This is a genomic window from Achromobacter sp. FW305-C-13, assembly GCF_058783475.1.
In genome coordinates this window covers 2,486,404-2,505,696 of the sequence record NZ_JBYSYN010000001.1, presented here as the reverse complement: position 1 = coordinate 2,505,696, position 19,293 = coordinate 2,486,404, and the positions used below count along the sequence as shown (strand labels likewise).

Sequence of the window (19,293 nt, the reverse complement as noted above, 5' to 3'; positions counted from 1 at the left end):
CCCTTGGGCTGCGTCAATCACCCCGGTCCAAGCCCGGCATTTGCGATATTCTGCTGACCATCATGATGAAAGCTCTGTGGTTGGCGTTGGGCTGCGTGATGTTGGCATTGGGCGTCATCGGCGCATTTCTGCCGGTCATGCCGACGACGATTTTCCTGATTCTTGCCGTGGGCTGCTTTTCGCGGTCCTCTCCGCGCCTGGAAAAGTGGCTGCTGGACAGTCCTACCTATGGACCGGCGTTGCGCACCTGGCGCGAACAGGGCGCGGTGTCGCGCAAGGGCAAGACCTATGCCTGCCTGGGCATGGCCGCCGGCTACGTGGTGTTCTGGTGGAGTGCCCATCCGTCCTGGCCACTGGCCGTGGGCGTCGGCTTGTTTTTCATCGCCAGCGCGGCGTATGTGTTGAGCCGTCCGGCGCCCAAATCCTGATCCCTATTTAGCGCATATTCAGGCGATTGAGACGCGGCTGAAAGACTGGCGCAAGGCGTAACGCGCCGAAACCGTTGCGTCGGAATTCCAGTGCCGGAATCCGCGGCTTCTCTGATGTAATGGGCCGCAGCAAGGCTGTTCAAGTTGCCGCGCGTCGTTCCTGTCGCGCTATCAGCCGGCAAGGATCATTCATGGTGAACAAGCGTCGGGAACTTCTATTTGCCGCAATGTCCGGTGCGGCTTTCGGGTGGGCGAGCCCTTCGTCCGCCCTGGCGGCAGGTCAATCCACTGCCCAGGAAACCCTGGATCTTTGGCCGGGCAATCGGCGCCCTGAAGGCCGGGGGCCCGATGGGCCGGAAAAGGTCAGCGCCAAGGGCTCGGTCACACAGGTGTCCCGGCCGCGGCTGATCGTCTATCGGCCGGCGCAACCCAATGGCAGCGCCGCTTTGGTGATCGCCGGGGGCGGGTATGCGCACATCGAACGCGGCTCGGAAAGCACGCCGACCTGCCTGTGGCTGCAGGCCCAAGGCGTGACCGCGTTTGAACTGGTCTACCGGTTGCCGGGCGAGCATTGGCCGGCTGAAGCGCCGCTGCAGGATGGCCAACGCGCCATGCGCCTGATCCGTTCGGTGGCGGGGCGATACGGCTTGGATACCGGGCGCATCGGGGTGATCGGGTTTTCGGCGGGCGGACACTTGGCCGGCTTCACGGCGGCCACGGCAGCCGTGGCACGATACGCCCCGGTGGACACGGCGGATAGCCTGTCATCCCGGCCCGATTTTGCGGGGCTGATCTACCCGGTGCTGACCTTCATGCCGCCATTCGACCATACGCATGCGCGCCGGGAAATCGTAGGCGAACACCCGACGGCGGCACAGAGCGCGGCGTTTTCAGTGGACCATTTGGTGACGGCGCAAATGCCGCCCGTCTTCCTGGCGCAGGCACAGGACGATCCAATCTCGCCCGTGGACAACAGCTTGCTGATGTTCAATGCGCTGCGCGCGGCGGGCGTGCCGACCGAGATGCATATTTTTCCCCAAGGCAAGCATGGCTGGGGCTTGGGCAAGCCCGGCACGCGCGTGCACGCGTGGCCGGGCCTGTTTACCGAATGGGCTGCATTCAACGGATTTTTCGGGCCGCTCAGTGCGAATGCCGGGGATCGCCCCGCGTCTCGATGACCTTCAGGTAAAGCGTCGCCGGTTCCAGGCAGCCTCCCGTCGATAACTGGCCGACCAGCTGCCGATACAGCGCTTGCCACGGGGTTTGTGAAGGCGGTGCCTGGTAGCCGGGTTCCTGTTTCCGCCTGGCCATTTCCGCATCGTCCACCAAGGCGGTCACGCTGCGCTGATTCAGGTCCACGCGGATCTTGTCGCCCGTGCGCAGCAACGCCAGGCCGCCGCCGACTGCAGCTTCGGGTGACATGTTCAGGATGGACGGGCTGGCCGAAGTACCGCTTTGCCGGCCGTCGCCCAGGCAGGGCAGGGAGTCGATGCCGCGCTTGATCAGGTGCGAGGGCGGCGCCATGTTGACGACCTCGGCGCTGCCGGGGTAACCCACGGTGCCTGCGCCGCGGATGACCAGGATGCAGTGCTCGTCGATGTTCAACGCGGGGTCTTCGATGCGGGCATGGTAGTCCTCGGGCCCTTCGAACACGATGGCGCGGGCTTCGAAAGCATTCTCCGATCCCGGCTCGGACAAGTAGGCGCGGCGGAACGCTTCGCCCACGACAGACATCTTGATGATGGCGCTGTCGAAGAAATTTCCGGACAGCACGATGAAGCCCGCGCGGTGTTTCAGGGGCGCGGCGCAGCTGCGGATGACGTCGGCGTCGTGGGTCTTGGCGGCTGCGGCGATGTCGCCGATGGTCTTGCCGGACACCGTGGGGCAGTCGCCGTGCAGGCGCCCTGCGACCAGCAATTCATGCATGACGGCGGGCACGCCGCCCGCACGGTGGAATCCTTCGCCCAGGTATTCGCCGGCCGGTACGCAGTTGACCAGCAAGGGCACGTCTTCGCCCAGCCGTTGCCAGTCGTCCAGGCTCAGGTCGATGCCGGCATGCCGGGCCATTGCGATCAGATGCGGCGGGCAGTTGGTGGAGGCGCCCAGCGCGGACGCCACGACGATGGCGTTCTCGAAGGCTTCCCGGGTCAGGATGTGGGACGGTCGCAGGTCTTCACGCACCATGTCGCAGATGCGCATGCCGGTGGCGTAGGCCATCTGGGCGCGTTCGCGGTAGGGCGCGGGGATGCTGGCGCAGGTGGGCAGCGACATGCCCAACGCTTCGGCCAGTGAATTCATCGACAGCGCCGTGCCCATGGTGTTGCAGTGGCCGACAGAAGGCGAGGATGCGGTGGCCAGCGTCATGAAGCCTTCGTAGTCCAGCTTGCCGGCCGCCATCAGGTTGCGCGCGTGCCAGATGACGGTGCCGGAGCCCACGCGCTGGCCGTCGTGCCAGCCGTCCAGCATGGGGCCGCCCGACAGAACGATGGCGGGCAGGTCGACGGTGGCGGCGGCCATCAGACAGGCGGGAGTGGTCTTGTCGCAGCCGGTCGTCAGCACCACTCCGTCCAAGGGGTAACCGTGCATGATCTCGACCAGGCCCAGATAGGCCAGGTTGCGGTCCAGCGCGGCTGTGGGCCGCCGGCCTTGTTCGGCCAGCGGATGCACGGGGAACTCCATCGGGATGCCGCCCGCGTCCCGGATGCCCGCCTTGATGCGCTCGGCCAGCGCCAGGTGATGGCGGTTGCAGGGCGCCAGATCGCTGCCTGTCTGGGCGATGCCGATGATCGGCCGTCCGGATTGCAGCTCTTGTCGCGTCAGGCCGTAATTGAGATAGCGCTCGACGTAGATCGCCGTCATATCGGCGTGCGCGGGGTCGTCGAACCATTTCTGGCTACGCAACTTGCGGGGTGTCTGGGACATGGAGGCTCGCTTTGCTTCGGTGGGATGGCGCTAGTTGCGCGCCTTCTGGATCTCGTCATTGAGCTGCTTGATGAGCTCGGGTCCGAGTTCCTGCGTGTACTTGTCCACGACGGGCTGCACCTTCTGCCGCATGCGGGCCACTTCCTCGGGGCTGATCGTATTGATCTTCATGCCGGCCTGTTCAAGCGTCGTCATGGCCTTGGCGGAATCTGCCCGGCTGTCCTTGCGTTCGAAGTCGCGCGATGCGGCGGCGGCCTGGCGGATCAGCTTCTGCTCGTCGGGCGACAGCGTGTCCCACCATTTCTTGGAAGCCAGCACGACCCAGGGGGTGTAGACGTGGCGGGAGATCGTCAGATAGGGCTGCACTTCGTAGAACTTGCTGCTCTGGATGGTGGTGATCGGGTTTTCCTGACCATCGACCGTACGGGTTTCGAGCGCGGTGAACAGTTCGGAAAACGGCATGGGGACGGCGTTTGCGCCCAGCGTGTTGAAGACGCCAAGTGCGATCTGGTTCTGCATGACGCGCAGCTTGATGCCTTGCATGTCTTCGGCGCGGTTGATGGGGCGCTTGGAATTCGTCATGTTGCGAAAGCCGTTCTCCCAATAGACCAGGCCGACCAGCCCGCGGGCTTCCAGCTTTTTCAGCAGGTCCTGGCCCAACTGCCCGTCCAGCACCGCATCGGCTTCCTTTTCGCTGTTGAACAGGAAGGGCAGGTCGAACACGCCGAATTCCTTGACCATGCCGGCCAGCGGGGCGGTGGAACCCACCATCATTTCCTGGGCGCCGCCGGCCAGCGCCCCTTGCATCTGTTCGTCGGACCCCAGGTTGGCCGAGCCGAAGGTCTTCATCTTGAGTTTTCCGCCGCTGACTTTCTCCAGTTCCTGCGCCAAAAAACGCGCGGCGCGGCCCTGGACGCTTTCTTCGTTCAGGCCATAGCCGAAGCGGATCAGGCGGGGCTTGACGTCCGCCGCGGCGGCCACGCCGGCAACCGCGCAGGACAGCGCGGTCGCCAGCACAAGTAGACGGGTTTTGAATCGGGTGATCATGGTGCTCCTCCTTGGGGTTTCTCTATGCCGTTAGTGCATCCAACGTGCGGGTACGGTGATCAGTTCAGGGAAGATCACCAGCAGGACCAGCAAGAGTGTGTAGGCGACCACGTAGCGCCACACGCCCCTGCAGATGGTTTCCATATTGATGCGGGCCACGCCGCAGACCACGTTGAGCACCGTGCCCACCGGCGGGGTCAGCAGCCCAACGCTGCCCACCATGACGAACATGACGCCGAAGTAGACGGGGTCGATGCCTGCCTTGACGACGACGGGCATCAGCACCGGGCCCAGGATCAGGATGGTGGGCGTCAGGTCCATGACAGTGCCCACCAGCGTCAACAGGATCAGCAGGGCGAACATCAGGAGCTTGGGCTGGTCCATCACCGGCTCCAGCAGGGCAATCAAATCCTGCGGCATGTCGGCCAGCGTGATCATGTAGGACGAGACCATGGCGGCTGCCACCAGGAACATGACGACGGCCGTGGTGCGTGCGGCGTTGACGAACAGCCGGCCCAGGTCGCGCACGCCGATCTCGCGGTAGACGAACAGGCTGACCAGCAATGCATAGACCGCGGCCACCACTGCGGCTTCCGTGGGCGTGAAGATGCCGCCGCGCAAGCCGCCGATGATGATCACGGGCAGCATCAGCGCCCAGAGCGAATCGCGCAGCGCCTTCAGCCGGTTGGCCCACGGCACGCGCGGCGACGGCTTGATGCTGCCGTGCTTGCGCGCCACCCACGCCCACACCGCGATCAGCGTCAGGCCCATCATCAGCCCGGGCGCGATGCCCGCGAAAAATAGCTTGGTGATGGATACATTGGTGGCAACACCGAAGATGATGAACGAAATGGAAGGCGGAATGATGGGGGCGATGATGCCGCCAGCCGCGATCAGCCCAGAGGCCTGGCCGGCCTCATAGCCCTTCTCGCGCAGCATCGGGATCAGGAGCGAACCCAACGCGGCGGCGTCCGCCACGGCCGAGCCCGACAGCGAGGCCAGCAGCACGCTGGCGAAGATGGCGACATAGCCCAGCCCGCCCTGGATATGGCCGACGAATGCGTTGGCCAGGTTGACGATGCGGCGCGAAATGCCGCCCGCGTTCATCAGTTCGCCCGCCAGCATGAACAGCGGCACCGCCATCAGGGTGAAGCTGTTGGCGCCTGACAGCATGTTCTGCGCCAGGATCTGGGTGTCGAAGAAGTCCAGCTGGAACATCATGGCCAGCGCGCTGAGCAGCAAGGCGAACGCGATCGGCATGCCCAGGGCGATCAGCCCCAGCAGCACAAGCAGGAAAACGGTCAGGATCATTGCGGGTGTCCGGGCGGGATGGGGGGAAGGGGCGGCGCGCGGTGTCAGGCCAGCGGAGGCTTGGCGTCAGACCAACGGGTCTTCAGGGCTGGATTCCGCCGGCAAGGGGCCCCCGGCCAGCACCCGGACCAGGTCGATCACCGTCAGGATGCCCATGACCGCCGCCGCGTACAGCGCCGCCGAGTTGAATACCGCCAGGCGCATGCCCGTGACGGGCAGCACGGTGTCCATGCCGATGACGGTCTGCACCCAGCTGCCTTCCGCCATCAGCCAAAGCACCCACAGGACCAGCAGTTGGCAGAACACGTGGGATACGCGGCGCGCGGCCGGCCCGAAGCGTTCCACCAGCATGGTCACGCCGATGTGCTGGCGCTCGCGCAGCGCGATCACCGAGCCCAGGAAGATCATCCAGACGAACGCCAGGCGGGCGACTTCGTCGGAGGCGTTGATGCCGGAATTGAACAGGTAGCGCAGTGCCACATTGCCGAATAGCAGTACGACCATGACGACCAGACAGGCCACCATCAGCCAGGTCTGCAAGGCGAAACACCAGTCGGCGGCGCGGGCCAGAGGCGTGCCGCCCGGCCGGCCCGAAGGGCTAGCTCGCATTGTTGTCTCCTATCCGTTTCCCGGAATTTTCTGGATTATGCTTTCGGTGATGTTAGCGCTAACATTTTCGGTTTGGCAACCCCCTGTTTTTTGCGTCAGACTACGCGCTTCCGACTCCACCGCGAGGGCCAATGTCCGTCCGTAAACCCCGAAGCACCCGCGCCGGCCGCGTCACCATGCAGGATGTCGCCCGCCGCGTGGGCGTCAGCGCCATTACCGTGTCGCGCGCGTTGCGCACGCCGGACAAGGTTGCGGAAGCGCTGCGCCTTCGCATCGCCCGGGTTTGCCAGGAATTGGGCTACGTGCCCAACCACGCCGCCAGCGCACTGGCGTCGGCGCGTTCGCAAACTATCGTGGCGCTGATCCCGTCGCTGAGCAACGTGGTGTTCGTGGACATCATTACGGGGATCAAGGACGTGCTGGACCGCCACGGCTATCACATGCTGATCGGCGTGACGGGATACTCGCCCGACGAAGAGGAGGCGCTGCTGCAGAAGTACCTGCAGCATTCGCCGGACGGGCTGATCCTGACTGGCATCGACCACAATCCCGGCGTGTGGGACCTGCTGCGCGCGCAGGAGATCCCGACGGTGCACACGATCGAAACCCTACCGGCCGGCGAAGACATGAGCGTCGGCTTTTCGCAGTTCGATTCCGGGTACGCGGCGGTGCGCCATCTGCTGGAACGCGGCCACCGCCGTGTCGGCATCGTCGGCGCGCAGCTGGACCCGCGGTCGCTGCGGCGTTGCGAAGGCGCGCGGCAGGCACTGCGGGATGCGGGCTGCCATGATCCGGCGCTGGAAATCATGACGCCCGAGAAGTCGTCGATCAGCCTGGGGGCGTCGCTGCTGCAAGACCTGCGTGCGCGCCATCCCGATTGCGACGCGGTCTTTTTCTGCAATGACGACCTGGCGCAGGGCGCGGTATTCCAGTGCGGGCGCCTGGGTGTGAGCGTGCCCGCCCAGATGGCCATCATCGGCTTCCACGATCTGGCCGGCACGGCCTGGACGACGCCGCCCCTGTCAACGATCGCCACGCCGCGCTACGAGATCGGCGCGGCGGCCGCAGGCCTGCTGATGCGGCATCTGGCGGGCGACGAGGTCGCCGAGCGCCATGTGGACCTGGGCTTTACGTTGGTGCAGCGGGAAACCAGCTAAGTCCGTGTTCACGCCGCGCGGCGCATGGCCAGGAAGACGCCGGCGGCCATGATGAGCGCCATGCCCGCCAGGGCCAGGCTGTCTGGCGGGCGCTGGAACCAGAAGGTGCTGAACAGCACCGCCAGCAGCAATTGGAAGTAGTTCAGCGGGGCCAGCGTGGCGGCCGACACGCGTTGGAACGCGGCGATCAGCAGGATCTGCGCCAGGCCGCTGCATGCGCCCAGGGCGATGATCAGCACCGCATCGGTCAGGTCCGGCCACGGGTCGGGCAGGAAGAATGGGGCGGGTAATGCCGTGACAACCAGGCAGATAATCGCGGTGTACGCGTATTGCACCGGACCGGAGACCTTGCCCGACAGCTTGCGCGTCAGCACCTGGAAGATGGCATAGCTGACGGCGGACACCGCCATCAGCACGGTACCCAGCAGCGGCAAGTCCGAACCGGGCCGCACGATCAGCAACATGCCCGCGAACCCGGCCGCCACCGCTGCCCACTGCACGGGACGCACGCGTTCGCCAAGCAGCCAGGGCGACAGCGCCACCATGATCAATGGCGACGTGAAGTAGATGGCCGTGGCTTCGGACAGCGGCATCCAGATCAGCGCAGTCATGAAGCACGAGGCCACGGTCGCCAGCATCACGCCGCGCAGCACCAGCAAGGGCTTTTCCGGCGCATCGCGCAGGCGCATGCCGCGGCCGTGCCGGAAAAGCATCGCCATCGCCAGGAAGATCACCGCCAGATATCGCATCACATTCAGGAAGGGCGCGGGGTAGCGCTCCAGCATATGCTTGGATCCGGCGTCGAAGGTGGCGAACGCCACCAGCGCGGCGAAGAACAACAGGATGCCGGCGTTGCGGGCGGAGGAAGAGGCGGGCAGGACGGCGGTGGGGATGGAGGACATGTCAGGGGGCGGCGTGTCCCATGCCTTGAAGGAAGGCGTCCAACGCCGGGCCGATCGCCTGCACCATGTAGCCGCCTTCCTGCACGACCACGGTGGGCACACCCAGGCTGGCGACGCGCGCGCCGATGTCGCGGTAGGCGTCGATGTCCAGCTTCAGCACGCTGATGGGGTCGTCTTTATACGTGTCGAAGCCCAAGGCCAGCACCAGCGCTTCGGGCGCGTAGCCGCGCAACGCCGTCAATGCCGTATCCAGCGCGGCCAGGAAGGGATCGTTGCCTGAACCGTGCGGCAACGGCAGGTTCAAGTTGTAGCCTTCTCCCTGGCCTTGCCCGCGCTCTTCCGCATAGCCCGTGTAGAACGGGTAGTAGGCGCTGGGGTCCGCATGCAACGATACGGTCATCACATCCGACCGGTGATAGAAGATGTTCTGGGTGCCGTCGCCGTGGTGCGCGTCCACATCCAGCACGGCCACTTTGGACCAGGTCTGCAACAGCCGGCTGGCCGCGGCGGCGCTGCTGTTCAGGTAGCAGAAGCCGCCGGCGCGGTCGCGGTGCGCATGATGGCCCGAGGGGCGGCACAGGGCATAGGCCATGCCGCCGGTGCTGGCCACGTGATCGGCGGCGGCGACCGCGCTGTGGGTGGACCGCAGCGCCGACCGCCAGGTCTGGGGGCCGATGGGGCAGGACAGGTCGCTCAGGTAGTAGCCCGTCTGCGCCACGATGGATGGCGACGGGCAGGGGCCGCGGCCCGCCTGTTCAATGCGGCCGTTGTAGTACGGCGACAGGTTGGGCAGGACTTCCGGGCCCGGGTCCACGCCGGGCGCCTTGAGCGACTGCCAGCGGGCATAGGCCGTTTCCAGGTAGTTCAGGTAGTCGGCGCTGTGAATGCTTTCCAACGGCTTGCGGCCGTAGTCGGCAGGTGCTTCGACCTTGATTCCGCGGGACGCCAGCGCGCCTTGCAGGCTTTCAGCCCGCGACGGCAGGTCGGTGGGCGCGCTCAGGCGGCCCAACCGCATGAACTGCTGCGGGGTGTGCAGCAATTGCTCTTCCGAAAAAAACGCCTTCATGATGGTCCTCGCTGACGCGTCAAGCCTGCTTGATTTCGATCTCGACGAAAACGAATTCGGTGTCACTGGGGTTGATGACGTTGTGCTCGACGCCAACGGGGCGATAGTAGGCGATGCCGGTCGTGAGCTGGCTGGTGATCTGGCCGTCTGGCGTGTCCAGCAACAGCGGGCCGGTGGTTTGCGGCACCACCACGTAGTTCATGCCGTGCCGGTGCCAGCCGGTTTCCCCGCCCGGCGGAAAGCGCCATTCGGTGACGGTGACCATGTCGTTGTCGATCTGCACGGTGGGGACGGCGGCGGGGCGTTGCACGGTGGTATCTCCTGGTGTTGTCATCGGTTCGGGGAATCAGGCCATTGTCGCCTGGGTCGGGTCCCAGTGCTGGCCGGGCACGGCGGCGATCAATTGCCGCGTGTAGGCGTGTTGCGGATTGTCGAAGATCTGAGCGGGCGAGCCGTACTCCACCACCTTGCCGCGGTGCATGACCAGCACGGAATTGCAGATCTGGGCCGCGACGCGCAGATCGTGGGTGATGAACACCAGCGCGATCTTCAGGCGTTGCTGCAGATCGTGCAGCAGTTGCAGCACCTGGGCCTGCACGGACACGTCCAGCGCCGATACGGATTCATCGGCCACCAGCACCTTGGGTTCAAGCGCCAGCGCGCGGGCAATGCCGATGCGCTGCCGCTGGCCGCCCGAGAACTGGTTGGGATAGCGGTCGAACGCGGACGGGTCCAATCCCACCAGCGACAGCAGTTCGCGCACGCGGGCTTCGGCTTGCGCCCGAGGCACGCCGTTGGCGACAGGCCCGTCGCTGATGATGCGCCCGACCGTATGGCGGGGGTTGAGCGATGCGAACGGGTCCTGGAAGATCATCTGGATGTCGTGGCGCATGGGCCTGAAGCGCGACTCCGACATCGTGGCAATGTCTTGCCCGTTGAAGATCAGCTGGCCGCCGTTGATGCCCACCAGCTTCAGCAGGCATTTGCCGATGGTGGATTTGCCCGATCCGGATTCGCCCACGATACCGAGCGTCTCGCCGCGGCGCACGGCAAAGCTCACGCCATCCACCGCGTGCACTTCGCGCTTGCCACCCAGCCAGCCATGGCCGATCACGTAGGTCTTCTTCAGGTCCTTCACTTCCAGCACGGGTTTGTCGTCCGCGGTGGCAACGCGTTCTTCGCCGCGCCGGTGCGGCACGGCCGCGATCAGGCGTTGGGTGTAGGGGTGGCGTGGGCGGTTCAGCACGTCGTCGGCGGGGCCCTGTTCCACCAGCACGCCTTTTTCCATGACGGCGACGCGGTGGGCGATTTCGGCCACCACGCCGAAGTCATGCGTGACGAACATCACGCCCATGCCTTTTTCCTTCTGGATGCGGGCGATCAGCGCCAGGATCTGCGCCTGGGTGGTGACGTCCAGCGCGGTCGTTGGCTCGTCGGCGATCAGCAGCGCCGGCTCCAGCGCCAACGCCATCGCGATCATCACGCGTTGCCGCTGGCCGCCGGACAGGCGGAACGGATAGACGTGATAAAGCGTGGCTGGATCCGGCAAGCCCACGAAGGCCAGCAGCTCCAGCGTGCGCTTCAAGCGTTCGGCGCCCGGGTAGGCGTTGTGCACGCGCATGACTTCGCTGATCTGGTCGCCCACGGTCATCAGTGGGTTCAGGGCCGACAGGGGCTCCTGGAAGATCATCGCCATGTCTTTGCCGCGCATGGCCTGCAGGGTGGCTTCGTCTTGCTGCAGCAGGTCTTTGCCGCGGAACAGGATGCGGCCTTGCTGCGGCGTCAGGTAGTCAGGCAAGAGACCCATGATGGCGTTGGCGCTCATGGACTTGCCCGAACCGGACTCCCCGACGATACACAGGATCTCGCCGGCTCGGATGTCGTAGGAGACGTCCTGGACGGCAAACGGACGGTCGCCGCCGCGGGGTAGGGCGATGCTGAGGTTCTGGATGGACAACAGGGGCGTGGCTTCGGTCATGTCGGCCTCCTATTCGCCGCGCTTGCGCAGCTGCGGGTTGAGGGCGTCGTTCAAGCCTTCGCCGATCAGGTTGATGGCCAGCACGGTCAGCAGGATCGCCACGCCGGGCCAGACGCTCATCCACCACGCTTCGCGGATCATCGTGCGCGCGGCGCCGATCATGAAGCCCCAGCTCATCAGGTTGCGGTCGCCCAGCCCCAGGAAGGACAGCGACGACTCCGTCAGGATGGCGGTCGCCACCATGAACGACGCCGACACGATGATGGGCGACATGGCGTTGGGCAGGATCTGCGTGCTGACGATGCGCGCGGGCGTCTGGCCGATGACGATAGCCGCCTGCACGAACTCGCGCTGCTTCAGCGTCATGAATTCCGACCGCACCAGGCGTGCGGCCGGGGGCCAAGACACGATGGCGATCGCACCCATGATGGAATAGACAGACGGGCTCAGGATGGCCACCAGCACCACCGCCATCGCCAGTTGCGGAATGGTCTGGAAGAATTCGGTGAAACGCATCAGCGCATCATCGACGCGGCCGCCGCAGTAACCAGCGACTGACCCCACCAGAATCCCGAAGAGCAGGGCCACGGCCGTCGACAGCAGGCCCACCATCAGCGACACCCGGGCGCCCCAGACCAGGCCGGCCGTGATGTCGCGGCCCAGCATGTCGGTGCCGAATGGATAGTCGGCATTGGTGAAGGGGGGGATCAGCGGGTCCGCCACCATCATCCAGGGGGATTCCTCGTACAGCAGGGGGGCGGCCAGCGCCACGACGACCACGATCAGCATGATGATCAGGCCGGCCACCGCGCCGTAGTTGCGCATGTACCGTTGGGCGAATGACTTCATGCGGCGGCTCCTTGCTGCGCACCGGCGCCGATGCGGGGGTCGATCAGGCGGTACAGCACGTCGGTCAGCAGGTTGAACACCACCACCATGATGGAAGTGACGAGAAAAATGCCCAGCAGCAGCTGGTAGTCGCGTTGCAGCAGGGCATCGAACATCAGGCGGCCGATGCCGGGCCAGGCGAACACGGTTTCGGTCAGCACCGCGCCACCGGCCATCTGGCCCAGCTGGATGCCGGCGAAGGTGATGACGGGCAGCAGCGCGTTGCGCAGCACATGGGTGCGGATCACGCGGCTTGGGCTGACACCCTTGGCGCGCGCCGTCTTCACGAAATCCATCCCGATGACTTCCAGCATCGACGCGCGCGTCAGGCGCACATACACGGCCATGAAGAAGCAGCCCAGGGTGATCGTGGGCAGGACCAGGTGCTGGGCGATGTCCGCCGCGCGCGCCAGGCCGGTCAGCCCGGAACCTACGGTTTCCATGCCGAAGGCGGGCAACCAGCCCAGCACGACCGAAAACAGCAGGATGCCCATCAGCGACAACCAGAACAGCGGCGTGGCGTACAGCAACAGCGCGCCGGTCATGACCGAGCTGTCGATCCAGCGGCGCTTGTTGCGATAGCGGGCCTTGGCGGCGACCACGCCCAGGAACACGCCCAGCACAATGGAGAATACGAAGGCGCAGGACATCAGCAGGAAAGTCGCCGGCAGGCGCTCCACGATCAGGTCCAGAACAGGCACGTGGTTGCGGTAGGAAAAGCCCAGGTCCAGCTGGACCACGCCCTTCAGGTACAGCATCAGTTGCGTCAGGATCGGCTTGTCCAAACCGAAGGCCACGCGCAACTGGTCCACATAGGCGGCGTCGCCCGCGCCGGCCTGGCCGGCCAGCACGGCGGCAGGATCGCCAGGCGCCAGGCGGATCAGGAAAAAATTGATGATCACCACGCCCAGCACGACCACCAGGGCCTTGCCGATGCGGGAAACAAGGAAAGACAGGAATTTCATGCTCTGGGTCCTCTCTGGACGGGCGCGGGCTGCCTGGGCAACGCCCTTCGCGCGGCCGGGCTCTGCCGCCGCGGGGGTTCCGCGGCGGCGTCTTGCTGCGCTTACTTCTCGATGTACACGTCGTCGAACGACTCGTTAAGCCCGATGGCGGTCTTGACCAGGTTCTTCACGTTGGCGCGATACAGGGTGGGGAATTCCATGTCCACCAGGAAGCCGTTGGCCACATCGTTGACCAGCGTCGTCTGCAGCTTGGTGTAGAGCTCCTGGCGCTTGGCCGGATCGACTTCAGAGGCCGCGGCCTCCCACTGCTTGTCGGTCTCGGGGTTGCTGTAGCCCTGCACGTTGGCGAACGGCGAACCCTTGACGATGTTCGACGTGATGTACAGGCGCTGCACGCCCAGCGCGGGGTCGCCGTACTGGTAGGTGAAGGTCGTCGTCATGTCGAAATCCCAGTTGCCCGTGCGACTCGCCCAGCCGCCTGCGTCCGTCGATTCCAGATTGACCTTGAAGCCCAATTGCTCCAGCGCCTGCTTGGTGTATTCGCCCAGCCGGTCCCACGTGGATCCGTACGGGAAGCTCAGCTGGCGGATCGTGTAGTCCTCCGGCTTGATGCCCGATTCCTTGATCAGCGCGCGCGCCTTCTTCATGTCGAACGGCATGGGTGGCATGTTCTTGTCATAGAACATTTCGGTCGTCACGAAGGGGCTCGTCGACACCTTGCCCAGGCCGAAGAAAATGTTGTTGACGACCATGTTGCGGTTCATCGCCGCCATGACCGCCTGGCGAACCTTCAGGTTGTCGAATGGCGGCTTGCGCATGTTGAAGATCAAATAGGCCTGCGGCGAGAACATCTCCCAGCCGGCCGTGGTGTATTCCACCTTGGGCAAGGCGCGCAGGCGCTTGATGTCGACGTTGTCCACGTCGCCGCCACGCAGTACGTCCACGCTGCCGCGCTCGAACGCCACCGCGCGCGAGGCCGCATCGGGAATCACGTTGAACACCAGTTCGTCCAGGTACGGCATGCCCGGCTTCCAGTAGTCGGGGTTGCGCGTCAGCTTGATGTATTCGCCGCGCTTCCATTCCTTGAACATGAAGGGGCCCGTGCCCACCGGCTTCTGGTTCGCCGGATTGGTCATGTAGTCGGTGCCGGCGTAGAGGTGCTTCGGCATCATCGGCGCAAAGCCGGGTTCGAACATCAGCATGAACGCCGGGAAGGGCGTCTTCAGTTTGACGACGACAGTCTTCGCGTCGGGCGCCTGAACCGACTCGACGAACTTGTTCAGGATGACGCGGGCGCGCGCATGCGTCTTGGGCAGCATGTCTGCCAGCGAGAACACGACGTCTTCAGACGTGAACGGCTTGCCGTCATGCCACTTGACGTTCTCTTGCAGATGGAAGGTGTAGGTCAGGCCGTCGGCCGCGGCTTCCCAGGATTTGGCCAAGCCCGGCTGCGGCTTCAAGTCGGTGGAGTAGGTCAGCAGGCTTTCGTAGATCTTGCCCGCGACGAATTGCGTGGGGCCCTGCTGGTTGATGGCCGTGACGATCACGGGCGGCTCCGGCTGAACGATCATGTTCAAGGTACCGCCCTTGGTCTGGGCCAGGGCTTGCGTGGCGGGCAGCGCGGCCGCAAGGACCAATGCGCCGATGCTGAGGGAGAACCATTTCTTCGATTTCACTGCGAGCCTCCGGGCTGGAAAGGGACTGACAGGTGACCGCCGTTGCGCGGCGGATGCCGGGCAAATAACAAGCAAACCTCGTGCCACCTGCATTTCTCAGGGGTACTACGGGTGAAGCCGCTACAACCATGCTTCATACAGGTGCTGGGTAAGGCGGCCGCGCACCATTGCGGCGAAATCGGCGGTGCTAGCGCGCGGCGTTGGCGCGCGCCACCATGGCGTCAAGCAGGACGTTGCAGCCGGCTTCCAGGTGTTCGGGCTGCGCGTCTTCAATCTCGTTGTGGCTGATGCCGTCCTTGCAGGGCACGAAGATCATCGCCGTGGGTGCCACCGCGGCCATGTAGACAGCGTCGTGTCCCGCGCCCGTCACGATGTTCATAGCGGGCAGGCTGCGACGGGCAGCGCCCTGGCGCACCTTGTCCACCAGGTCGGGGTCAAAGGGCGTGGGGCGGAAGTACTGCACGTCCTTCAGGTCGACCTGCACGCCATGTGCCACGGCGATGTCGTCGCAGACACGGCGCCATTCCTGGTCCATGCGCGTCAGCGTCGCTTCGTCTTCGTGGCGCAGGTCTGCCGTGAACCGGACCTGGCCGGGGATGACGTTGCGCGAGCCCGGATGCGCGTGGATTTCGCCGACCGTGCCGCGTCCGTGCGGCTGGTGCGCGTTCGCGATGTTGATCACGGCCTGCACCAGGAAGCTGGCGGCGAACAGGGCGTCGCGGCGGATCGCCATCGGGGTGGGCCCCGCATGCATTTCCATGCCCGTCACTGTGATGTCGTACCAGCGCAGGCCCAATGAGCCCGTCACCACGCCGACGACTTTCTCTTCGTGCTCCAGGATCGGGCCTTGCTCGATATGCGCTTCGAAGTACGCGTCGACCGGCCGTCCGCCAACGGGATCGGCGCCCGCGTAGCCGATGGCCTGCAATTCGTCGCGCACGGCAATTCCTTGCGCATCGCGGGCCGACAGCGCTGTTTCCAGCGGGAACTTGCCCGCGAATACGCCCGAACCCATCATGACGGGCACGAAGCGCGAGCCTTCCTCGTTGGTCCAGATGGCCAATTCCAGCGGCGCTTCGGTGTCGATGCCAGCATCGTTCAAGGTGCGCATGACTTCAAGGCCGGCCAGCACCCCGTAACAGCCGTCGAACTTGCCGCCCGTGGGCTGCGTGTCGATATGGCTGCCCGTCATGACAGGCGCAAGATCGTTGTTGCGCCCGGCCCGGCGCGCGAAGATGTTGCCCACTTGGTCCACTCGCACGCTGAGGCCCGCGTCGCGCATCCATCCCGTCACCAGGTCGCGGCCCTGGCCATCCAGGGCGGTCAATGCCAGGCGGCAGTTGCCGCCCTTGGGCGTGGCGCCGATCTGCGCCAGATCCATCAATGATTGCCACAGCCGCTTGCCGTTGATGGAAAGGGAAGACGATGTCATGGATTGCCTCGAAGGTCGGTGAATGAATCGAAGTCTTCGCGCAGGCGCGCCAGGATGCCCAGCAGGTGCGTGTGCATGGCGTGGCGCGCGCGGATCGGATCCCGTGCCACGATGGCGTTGAGGATGCGTTGATGTTCGGTATGGGCAGCGGCCCAGGCCTGCGTGGTGACGAAGTAGTCCTGCATGCGGCTGTACACCGGACTGGCCTGGCTCAGGTTCCATAGATGGGCCACTGCGGAAGCCAGCGCCGCATTGCCGCATGCCGCGGCGATGGCGCTGTGGAATTCGCGGTCGTGGCGGCCGGGGGAGTCGGTCAGGGACATGTCCGCATGCGCGTCGCGGATGGCGGCGATCTGGGCGGGCGTGGCCTGGTGGGCGGCTAGCGCAGCGCAATCCGGTTCGATCAGCATGCGGGCTTCAAGCAGGTCGAAGGGGCCGATGTCGTCGCGATCGGCGGTGCCGGCAGGGGACGGGCCGCCGGGCGGCGGGAACCCGGCTCCGTCGGGGGCGATGGTGACGAACACCCCCGACCCGACCCGCACTTCGACATAGCCCTCGATCTCCAGCGCGATCAAGGCTTCGCGGATCGACGCCCGGCTGACTTGCAATTGTTCCGCCAATTCGCGTTCGGACGGCAGGCGCGCGCCGCGGGGGAAATCGCCCGCCCGGATGCGGCCGGCGATCTGGTCGGCGATCATGCGGTACAGACGGGTAGCGGCGACGGCCTGGAACGAACTCATGACGGATTTGGCGATCAAAATGGCCTGGTGGTCAGGCCACCAATATAGGCATGTCGTTATTGAAATAGAAGGGAAATCTTGAATATTCAGGGAAAACGATCAGAGGGAATACGCGTCTTCCTATCAAGTGGTCAGGCCAGTTAGAGCGCTCGTTGGCGGCCGGCGCCGCTTTACAGTTTTCGAACAATTGGCGAACAAAACTCCCGGCCTTGCCGCGTCGCGCAAATCCATAATTCCCCCGCCCAATGCCGGGCGAGCCAAGGTGGTCCACCAGAAGGTGGCGGGGGAGATGCGGGTGGGGATGCGTGCAGTGCGGTCGGCCCGGATGGAGCGGTGGGGGATAGTGGCGGGACTGCTGGTGTTCGCCTTGTTGTGGCTGCCGCTGCTTGACCGGGGAGCGCTGGCGCCGCCGACCGACAACATCGAGCAATTGACATGGGTGCGCAGCCTGGAATGGGGTTACTACAAGCACCCGCCGTTGCCGACGTGGTTGCTGTGGCCATTTGTCCGCGTGCTGGGGTGGTCGGCGTGGGCGACGTATTTTGCGGGGGCGCTGTGCACCTTGGGGGCCTTTGCCTTGCTCTGGTGCCTGCTGCGCGAACTGCGTGGCCGCGCCTATGCGATGATTGCCTTGCTGGCCGGTCTGTGCGTCACCTTCTACAACGGACGGCTGTACTTCTATAACCACGAGATCGTGCTGATCCCGTTGGCGGTGGGCTGCGCGGTGGCTTGCTGGAAGGCCTACGCCACGCGCCGCATCGGCTGGTGGATCGTGTTGGGCGTCTGCCTGGGACTGGGCGCTTTGGCCAAATACCAGATCGTGGTGGCGGGCGTGGCTGTACTGGTCTTCTGGCTAAGCCAACGGGGCTGGCGCGATCCGATGCAGGTGTTCGGCCTGCAGGTGGCCGGGTTGACGGCCTTAGCCGTGTTTTCGCCCCATCTGATCTGGTTGGCGGCAAACGATTTCGAATCCTTGGGCTATGCCATGACCTCGTCGCTGGCGGCCAGCCTGTCCTGGCCGGCCCGCGCGCAAGAGGTGGCGCGGTGGTGGGGCGATCAGATGCTCAACCGGGCCATGCCCGCGTGGGTGCTGCTTTGGGTGTTCTGGATGCTGGCGCGGCGCAGGCGGTCAATGTTGGCCGCCGACGCCGCGGCGCCTGGCCCGGCTTCCGCCCCGGTAGCGCGGGACCCCGGCCGCGCACTGTTGCTGGCGTTCGGCTTCACGCCGCTCGTCTTCGTCAGTGTAATGACACTGGCCACTGGTTCCCACATCCAGCTGCATTGGGGAACGCCGTATCTGCTGTTTGCGGTGCCGGCAGTGATGGAACTGCTGCGGGGTCGCGCAGGGTGGCGGTGTGTCAGGCCGCGGGAAGCCTTGGTGGCCTTCGTGCTGATCCAGTTGGCGCTGATGGCGCGGATGGAACTGACCTCGCCCTTGGGGGCGGGACTGGCGCGGCGGCCGGCCGATTGGCGGTACTTCGATTCCCAGGCGCTGGCCCAGACCCTGCACAAACGGGCGACGCTTGCCTTGGGCGGACCGGTACGGGTGATATCGGGGCCGCCGGCCGAAGCCGGCGCGCTGGCGTTGCGCTTGCCCGAACAGCCGCTGGTGCTGATCGACGGGCAGGCGCGCCACAGCCCCTGGGTACCAGCCGGGCTGGCGGCTGCATGCGGCGCACTGGAGCTGAGCCTGAACACGCGCCCCGAGGGCTTTGATCCCGTTGGCGTCGATTTTCCCGGCCTGTACTGGCGGGTGCTGCCACCGGCAGCGGCCTGCGGCGCGTAGGGGCAGGCCGCTACTGCGGGTCGGCGTCGGGTTCTGGCGTTTGCGTGAAGGCGCGCACCAGGCGGGCAATGCCGTCCAGTTCGTCGTGCGCACCCACGACCCATTCCGGCTTTTCGAACGGGCTGTCAGACGGCGTCTTATCCAGGTTGGCTTTCAGGTCGTCCAGCAGTTCCAGCGCCATGTCGGTCGCCTGGGGGCTGCTGCGGGTGGAAAGGGCGATGGCAATCGCCAACGCCTGGCGCATGGCCAGCAAGCGGCCTTCCAGTTCAGTGCCCATGAGGTGTGTCCTTGTTCTGCATCGTGAATGACGCATTTTAAGGGCCAGACCGCCTGCGCCTGCACCGGCAGCGGGGTTTGCGCAAGATCAAGGTGGGTGGGGCGCCACA

At 65.3% G+C, this 19,293-nt stretch carries 18 protein-coding genes; 4 read left to right on the top strand and 14 right to left on the bottom strand.

Annotated elements, in window-relative coordinates:
- The first annotated feature begins 62 nt into the window (after positions 1 to 62).
- Positions 63 to 428 (top strand): YbaN family protein, encoded by a 366-nt coding sequence (locus AC3WMU_RS11325; RefSeq protein WP_492282339.1) that lies wholly within the window; start codon positions 63 to 65, stop codon positions 426 to 428.
- A 191-nt stretch (positions 429 to 619) separates the two neighbouring features.
- Positions 620 to 1,606 carry an alpha/beta hydrolase gene (locus tag AC3WMU_RS11320; protein WP_052017931.1) on the top strand — a complete coding sequence of 329 codons (987 nt, stop codon included), beginning with the start codon at positions 620 to 622 and terminating at the stop codon, positions 1,604 to 1,606.
- On the opposite strand, the gene AC3WMU_RS11315 is transcribed toward AC3WMU_RS11320, so the two are convergent.
- From AC3WMU_RS11315 to AC3WMU_RS11300, 4 genes are all read right to left on the bottom strand, one after another.
- Positions 1,569 to 3,350 carry an IlvD/Edd family dehydratase gene (locus AC3WMU_RS11315; protein WP_492282338.1) on the bottom strand — a complete coding sequence of 594 codons (1,782 nt, stop codon included), beginning with the start codon at positions 3,348 to 3,350 and terminating at the stop codon, positions 1,569 to 1,571. The genes AC3WMU_RS11320 and AC3WMU_RS11315 overlap by 38 nt on opposite strands.
- Before the next feature lie 30 nt (positions 3,351 to 3,380).
- Positions 3,381 to 4,397, bottom strand: a complete 1,017-nt coding sequence (locus AC3WMU_RS11310; RefSeq protein ID WP_280027937.1) for a TRAP transporter substrate-binding protein — start codon at positions 4,395 to 4,397, stop codon at positions 3,381 to 3,383.
- Positions 4,398 to 4,427: 30 nt separating this feature from the next.
- Positions 4,428 to 5,708 carry a TRAP transporter large permease gene (locus AC3WMU_RS11305; protein ID WP_006226983.1) on the bottom strand — a complete coding sequence of 427 codons (1,281 nt, stop codon included), beginning with the start codon at positions 5,706 to 5,708 and terminating at the stop codon, positions 4,428 to 4,430.
- 66 nt (positions 5,709 to 5,774) lie between these two features.
- Positions 5,775 to 6,317, bottom strand: coding sequence for a TRAP transporter small permease (locus tag AC3WMU_RS11300; protein ID WP_492282337.1), 543 nt, complete (start codon positions 6,315 to 6,317; stop codon positions 5,775 to 5,777).
- A 131-nt stretch (positions 6,318 to 6,448) separates the two neighbouring features.
- Between AC3WMU_RS11300 and gntR the strand changes: the two genes are divergently transcribed.
- Positions 6,449 to 7,474 (top strand): HTH-type transcriptional regulator GntR, encoded by a 1,026-nt coding sequence (gene gntR / locus AC3WMU_RS11295; RefSeq protein WP_492282336.1) that lies wholly within the window; start codon positions 6,449 to 6,451, stop codon positions 7,472 to 7,474.
- Positions 7,475 to 7,482: 8 nt separating this feature from the next.
- Here the strand turns inward: gntR and AC3WMU_RS11290 are convergent, their stop codons facing one another.
- The 9 genes from AC3WMU_RS11290 to AC3WMU_RS11250 all read right to left on the bottom strand — a co-directional run bounded on the left by AC3WMU_RS11290 (position 7,483) and on the right by AC3WMU_RS11250 (position 17,121).
- A complete protein-coding gene (locus AC3WMU_RS11290; protein ID WP_492282335.1) occupies positions 7,483 to 8,376 on the bottom strand; it encodes a DMT family transporter in 894 nt (297 codons plus the stop codon).
- A 1-nt stretch (position 8,377) separates the two neighbouring features.
- A complete protein-coding gene (locus AC3WMU_RS11285; RefSeq protein WP_424626387.1) occupies positions 8,378 to 9,442 on the bottom strand; it encodes a histone deacetylase family protein in 1,065 nt (354 codons plus the stop codon).
- A gap of 19 nt (positions 9,443 to 9,461) precedes the next feature.
- Positions 9,462 to 9,752, bottom strand: coding sequence for a cupin domain-containing protein (locus AC3WMU_RS11280; RefSeq protein WP_167390146.1), 291 nt, complete (start codon positions 9,750 to 9,752; stop codon positions 9,462 to 9,464).
- Positions 9,753 to 9,788: 36 nt separating this feature from the next.
- The gene (locus tag AC3WMU_RS11275) at positions 9,789 to 11,420 is read right to left on the bottom strand and encodes an ABC transporter ATP-binding protein (protein WP_006226977.1); all 1,632 of its coding nucleotides are present in this window, start codon (positions 11,418 to 11,420) and stop codon (positions 9,789 to 9,791) included.
- A 9-nt stretch (positions 11,421 to 11,429) separates the two neighbouring features.
- Positions 11,430 to 12,269 carry an ABC transporter permease gene (locus AC3WMU_RS11270; RefSeq protein WP_006226976.1) on the bottom strand — a complete coding sequence of 280 codons (840 nt, stop codon included), beginning with the start codon at positions 12,267 to 12,269 and terminating at the stop codon, positions 11,430 to 11,432.
- The gene (locus AC3WMU_RS11265; protein WP_006226975.1) at positions 12,266 to 13,273 is read right to left on the bottom strand and encodes an ABC transporter permease; all 1,008 of its coding nucleotides are present in this window, start codon (positions 13,271 to 13,273) and stop codon (positions 12,266 to 12,268) included. The genes AC3WMU_RS11270 and AC3WMU_RS11265 overlap by 4 nt, the downstream gene beginning before the upstream one ends.
- 101 nt (positions 13,274 to 13,374) lie before the next feature.
- Entirely contained in the window at positions 13,375 to 14,949 is a 1,575-nt protein-coding gene (locus AC3WMU_RS11260; RefSeq protein ID WP_006226974.1) for an ABC transporter substrate-binding protein, read from the bottom strand.
- 187 nt (positions 14,950 to 15,136) lie between these two features.
- Positions 15,137 to 16,381, bottom strand: a complete 1,245-nt coding sequence (locus tag AC3WMU_RS11255; protein WP_424626384.1) for a Zn-dependent hydrolase — start codon at positions 16,379 to 16,381, stop codon at positions 15,137 to 15,139.
- Positions 16,378 to 17,121 (bottom strand): FadR/GntR family transcriptional regulator, encoded by a 744-nt coding sequence (locus tag AC3WMU_RS11250; protein ID WP_006226972.1) that lies wholly within the window; start codon positions 17,119 to 17,121, stop codon positions 16,378 to 16,380. The genes AC3WMU_RS11255 and AC3WMU_RS11250 overlap by 4 nt, the downstream gene beginning before the upstream one ends.
- A 343-nt stretch (positions 17,122 to 17,464) precedes the next feature.
- Here AC3WMU_RS11250 and AC3WMU_RS11245 point away from each other — a divergent pair, with 343 nt between their 5' ends.
- Positions 17,465 to 18,907 (top strand): glycosyltransferase family 39 protein, encoded by a 1,443-nt coding sequence (locus tag AC3WMU_RS11245; protein ID WP_492282334.1) that lies wholly within the window; start codon positions 17,465 to 17,467, stop codon positions 18,905 to 18,907.
- Between the two features lie 10 nt (positions 18,908 to 18,917).
- Here AC3WMU_RS11245 and AC3WMU_RS11240 read toward each other — a convergent pair whose 3' ends face one another.
- Positions 18,918 to 19,184: a hypothetical protein gene (locus AC3WMU_RS11240; RefSeq protein ID WP_088590386.1), complete on the bottom strand. Its 267-nt coding sequence runs from the start codon at positions 19,182 to 19,184 to the stop codon at positions 18,918 to 18,920.
- Between the last annotated feature and the right edge of the window lie 109 nt (positions 19,185 to 19,293).

Bases quoted from the DNA above. Each gene is read 5' to 3' on its own strand.
- AC3WMU_RS11325 (WP_492282339.1), top strand. From the start codon at position 63: ATGATGAAAGCTCTGTGGTTGGCGTTGGGCTGCGTGATGTTGGCATTG.
- AC3WMU_RS11320 (WP_052017931.1), top strand. From the start codon at position 620: ATGGTGAACAAGCGTCGGGAACTTCTATTTGCCGCAATGTCCGGTGCG.
- AC3WMU_RS11315 (WP_492282338.1), bottom strand. From the start codon at position 3,350: ATGTCCCAGACACCCCGCAAGTTGCGTAGCCAGAAATGGTTCGACGAC.
- AC3WMU_RS11310 (WP_280027937.1), bottom strand. From the start codon at position 4,397: ATGATCACCCGATTCAAAACCCGTCTACTTGTGCTGGCGACCGCGCTG.
- AC3WMU_RS11305 (WP_006226983.1), bottom strand. From the start codon at position 5,708: ATGATCCTGACCGTTTTCCTGCTTGTGCTGCTGGGGCTGATCGCCCTG.
- AC3WMU_RS11300 (WP_492282337.1), bottom strand. From the start codon at position 6,317: ATGCGAGCTAGCCCTTCGGGCCGGCCGGGCGGCACGCCTCTGGCCCGC.
- gntR (WP_492282336.1), top strand. From the start codon at position 6,449: ATGTCCGTCCGTAAACCCCGAAGCACCCGCGCCGGCCGCGTCACCATG.
- AC3WMU_RS11290 (WP_492282335.1), bottom strand. From the start codon at position 8,376: ATGTCCTCCATCCCCACCGCCGTCCTGCCCGCCTCTTCCTCCGCCCGC.
- AC3WMU_RS11285 (WP_424626387.1), bottom strand. From the start codon at position 9,442: ATGAAGGCGTTTTTTTCGGAAGAGCAATTGCTGCACACCCCGCAGCAG.
- AC3WMU_RS11275 (WP_006226977.1), bottom strand. From the start codon at position 11,420: ATGACCGAAGCCACGCCCCTGTTGTCCATCCAGAACCTCAGCATCGCC.
- AC3WMU_RS11270 (WP_006226976.1), bottom strand. From the start codon at position 12,269: ATGAAGTCATTCGCCCAACGGTACATGCGCAACTACGGCGCGGTGGCC.
- AC3WMU_RS11265 (WP_006226975.1), bottom strand. From the start codon at position 13,273: ATGAAATTCCTGTCTTTCCTTGTTTCCCGCATCGGCAAGGCCCTGGTG.
- AC3WMU_RS11255 (WP_424626384.1), bottom strand. From the start codon at position 16,381: ATGACATCGTCTTCCCTTTCCATCAACGGCAAGCGGCTGTGGCAATCA.
- AC3WMU_RS11250 (WP_006226972.1), bottom strand. From the start codon at position 17,121: ATGAGTTCGTTCCAGGCCGTCGCCGCTACCCGTCTGTACCGCATGATC.
- AC3WMU_RS11240 (WP_088590386.1), bottom strand. From the start codon at position 19,184: ATGGGCACTGAACTGGAAGGCCGCTTGCTGGCCATGCGCCAGGCGTTG.